The 4,351-nt window shown below is 55.6% G+C and carries 3 protein-coding genes; all 3 read right to left on the bottom strand.

Translation table 11 applies throughout. The features are described from left to right. A partial coding sequence (gene mdtD, locus KQJ18_RS22010) for a multidrug transporter subunit MdtD (protein ID WP_216422737.1) occupies window positions 1–865 on the bottom strand: 865 nt, incomplete at its 3' end. Next, entirely contained in the window at window positions 862–3,942 is a 3,081-nt protein-coding gene (gene mdtC / locus KQJ18_RS22005) for a multidrug efflux RND transporter permease subunit MdtC (protein WP_038641823.1), read from the bottom strand. The genes mdtD and mdtC, both read right to left, overlap by 4 nt. Then, window positions 3,943–4,351 (bottom strand): efflux RND transporter permease subunit (locus KQJ18_RS22000; RefSeq protein ID WP_216422735.1); only part of this gene is annotated, 409 nt, incomplete at its 5' end. It abuts the gene before it with no gap.

The raw sequence follows: 4,351 nt of genomic DNA, 5'->3' as shown, positions 1-4,351 counted from the left end.
GTAAAAACACCGGCGTCATAAACGGCAGCATACCGCTGCCGATGCGTCCGGCAAAACTGCCGAGCAGACCTAACGAGAAGGTTGGTGTGTGAAACAGATTCAAACTAAACAGCGCGCGTGGATTACGATGGGCGTGTTTCAGATACAGCGCAATAGCCAACACCCCGCAGATAACCAGCGCAGCCAGCGTAATACCGGAGATGCCGGTTCCTTTACTGCCATCGAGCGCCACCGTTAGCACCGCCATGCCGACAGCCAGCATCGCGAATCCCGAAAGATCGAAGCGTCGCGTTTGCATCGTATAGTTGGGCATCAGCATTAACGTTGCTATCGCGCCGACAATACCAACCGGAATGTTCAGCAAAAATATCCAGTGCCAGGAGGCATACTCGACCAGAACGCCGCCTAACGCCGGACCCAACAATGGGCCAATCTGACCGGGTAACGTGACAAACGTCATCGCCGCCATATATTGCTCACGCGGGACGATTTTCATCACCGTTAGCCTGCCAACCGGCACCATCATCGCGCCGCCAACGCCTTGTAAGACGCGCGCCATCACCAGCTCGTTGAGCGTGCCGGACCAGGCGCAAAACAGCGAGCCAAGCGTAAACAGGATGATGGCGGTGAAGAAGATATTGCGCACGCCAACTTTATCGGCCAGCCATCCGCTGGCTGGCAGCATTACGGCAACGGTTAATACATACGACACAATGACCATATGCATATGTAACGGGCTTTCTCCGAGGCTGGCGGCCATCGAAGGAAGCGCGGTATTGACGATGGTGGTATCCAGCGACTGCATAAAAAAGCCAAATGCCACAATCCAAAGTTGCCAGCGGGTGCTGTCGGGAAGTTCTGTCATAACTCGGCTACCGGTTTGCTATTTTTACGCGAAAAACGCAGACGCAGACGGTCGAAAAAGAGATACACCACGGGCGTGGTGTACAGCGTCAGGAGTTGACTCACTACCAGCCCGCCGACGATGGTGATCCCTAATGGCTGGCGCAGTTCGGAGCCATCACCTGCGGATAACACCAGCGGCAGCGCGCCAAACAGCGCAGCCAGCGTGGTCATCATTATTGGGCGAAAGCGTAACAGGCAGGCCTGGAAAATGGCTTCCTCCGGTTGCAACTTACCGTTTCTCTGCGCTTCCAACGCAAAATCGACCATCATGATGGCGTTTTTCTTCACAATACCAATTAATAGCATGATCCCTATCAGGGCGATTAGGCTGAACGGGGCATTGAATAGCTCCAGTGCCAGTAACGCCCCGACGCCCGCTGAAGGCAGTGTGGAAAGAATAGTCAGAGGGTGAACATAACTTTCATACAGCATACCTAACACGATGTAGACCGTTGCGATGGCCGCGATAATCAGGATCACCTGCGAGTTCATGGTGTCCTGAAAGACCTGCGCGGTACCAGCAAAACTACCGCGAACCGTTGAGGGCACGCCAAGCTGGGTCATCGTCCTGTTGATGGCCTCTGTCGCTTCAGAAAGTGAAGAGCCCGTCGGCAGGTTAAACGACACCGTTGACGCGGCGGACAAGCCCTGATGATTCACCGACAGCGGGGCATTCGCCGGTTGCCATTTGGCAAAGTACGATAACGGGATCGCCTTACCGTCATTGTTGATGACGAACATTTTGTCCAGCGCGCTAATATCCTGGGTGTAACGTCGATCGACCTCCATCACCACTTTGTACTGGTTCATCGGTTGATAAATTGTCGAAATCTGTCGTTGTCCGAAAGCGTTATTCAATAGGCTGTTGGCGGCGGCAACATCGATTCCCAGACGGGACATGGTGTCGCGATCGTAAATCAGATTCATCTCCGCGCCATTGTCCTGCTGATCGGAATTGACGTCCGCCAGTTGGGGCAGGGCGGCTAACGCCTTACGAATTTTAGGTTCCCATTCACGCAGCGCCGCCAGGTCGTCGGACAGCAATGTGTACTGATAGCTGGCGTTGGCCTGTCGTCCGCCGACGCGAATATCCTGCACTGCCATCAGAAACAGATTCGCGCCCGGCTCTTTTGCCAGCGCGACGCGCAGGCGGTCGATCACCTGTTGCGCGCTTTCACGGCGTTCATCGCGTGGCTTGAGGGTAATAAACATCATCCCGCTATTGACCCGGGAACCGCCGGTGAAGCCAGTGACGTTATTCACCGCCGGATCGTCGCGGATGATCTGCATAAAGTCCTGCAGTTTGCCGCGCATCGCCTGGAAAGAGATGCTTTGGTCAGCCTGGATCCCACCCATCAATACGCCTGTATCCTGCTCAGGGAAGAAGGTTTTCGGGATGGAGATGTAGAGCCAAATATTCAGCGCAATGGTACCGAGTAATACCACGCCCACCAGGCGCGTATGGCGCAGTACCCATTTAAGCGATGTGCCGTAACTCTGTTGCAGCGCTACCAACACGCGACCAAATCCCCGCTTACGCGTCTGCGCGCGCGGGGCGCTGGATTTAAGCATCCAGCCGCACATCATTGGCGTTAATGTCAGCGACACCAGCAGGGAAATGCCGATGGCAACCGACAGCGTGACGGCAAATTCGCGTAACAGCCGCCCCGGCAGGCCGCCCATCAGCAGCAGCGGCAGAAACACTGCTACCAGTGACAGGCTCATGGAGAGCACCGTAAAACCGACTTCGCGCGTGCCTTGTAACGCTGCCTGAAGTGGTTTCATTCCGGCTTCCAGATGGCGGGCAATATTTTCCAGTACCACGATGGCGTCATCGACGACAAAACCCGTGGCAATGGTTAGCGCCATTAACGACAGGTTGTTCAGGCTGAATCCGCACAAATACATGGCGGCAAATGTGCCGATTAGCGAGACCGGAACCGCGACGGCGGGGATAAGTGTTGCGCGTCCGGAACGCAGAAAAACAAAGACCACCAGGATGACCAGCGCCACAGAGATAATCAGCGTCTGTTCAACTTCCTCCAGCGAGGCGCGAATGGTCGGAGAGCGGTCCTGGGCAATTTGCAGGTCGATGGCGGCCGGGACCAGGGCTTGTAACTCCGGTAGTTTGGCCCGGATGCTGTCTACCGTCTGAATGATATTGGCTTCCGGTAGTTTGCGGATCATCAGCAGGATGGCCGGTTTGGCATTGGTCATCCCCGCATTGCGCACGTCCTGCACCGAGTCGCTCACCGACGCAACGTCACCTAACCTCACCGCAGCGCCGTTATTGTAGTGGATGATAATGGGTTGGTATTCGGCTGCCGTTTTCAGCTCATCGTTGGTTTGTACCTGCCAACGATGTGTTTCACTCTCGATAGCTCCCTGCGGCTTACGCACGTTGGCGTTATCAATTGCGCTACGCACGTCGTCGAGTGAGACTCCCTGGTTAAACAACGCTTGCGGGTTGAGTCCTACACGCACGGCGGGCAGAGAACTGCCTCCCACATCCACGTCACCGACGCCGTCGATTTGCGCGATGGTTTGCGCCAGTTGGGTCGAGGCGAAATCGTACAACTCACCCTGAGAATACGTATCAGAAGTGAGCGTCAGGATCATAATCGGCGCGTCGGAAGGGTTGGCTTTGCGGTACGTTGGGCGACTGGGCATTCCGCTTGGTAGCAGGCTTTGTGCGGCGTTAATCGCGGCCTGAACGTCTCGCGCAGCGCCGTTGATGTCACGGTCGAAATTAAATTCGAGAATAATGCGTGTGCTGCCAAGCGAACTGCTTGAGGTCATTTCATTCACGCCCGCGATGCGGCCCAGAGAGCGCTCCAGCGGGGTGGCGACGGAGGAGGCCATCGTTTCAGGAGATGCGCCGGGTAATGAGGCGCTAACCATAATCACCGGGAAATCCACCTGCGGCAGCGGGGCCACCGGCAGCAGACGAAAGCCCAGTATGCCGCACAGAGTGATGGCCACAGAAATGAGAATAGTCGCCACCGGACGATGAATGAAAAGCGCGAAAAATTTCATTTACGCTTCCTCTTCCTGACGTGGGAAACGGCTTTTCACATACAGCGACAAACGATCAAACAGCAGATAAATCACCGGGGTGGTGAACAGCGTTAATACCTGGCTTAACAGCAGACCACCGACCATACCAATCCCTAATGGACGGCGTAATTCAGCACCCACACCGGTACTTAACATCAGGGGCAACGCGCCCAGCAGCGCCGCCAGCGTGGTCATCAGGATCGGGCGAAAACGCAGCAGGCAGGCCTGGAAAATAGCTTCACGCGGCGCCATACCCTGTTCGCGCTCTGCGGCCAGGGCAAAGTCGATCATCATGATGGCGTTTTTCTTGACGATACCGATGAGCAAAATAATGCCGATAATCGCAATGACGTCCAGTTCGCTGCCGGCAATCATTAACGCCAGGAGC

It is taken from the genome of Citrobacter sp. S55_ASV_140, assembly GCF_018919505.1.
Taxonomy (GTDB): domain Bacteria; phylum Pseudomonadota; class Gammaproteobacteria; order Enterobacterales; family Enterobacteriaceae; genus Citrobacter; species Citrobacter werkmanii.
This window is presented reverse-complemented; position numbering and strand designations above follow the sequence as displayed.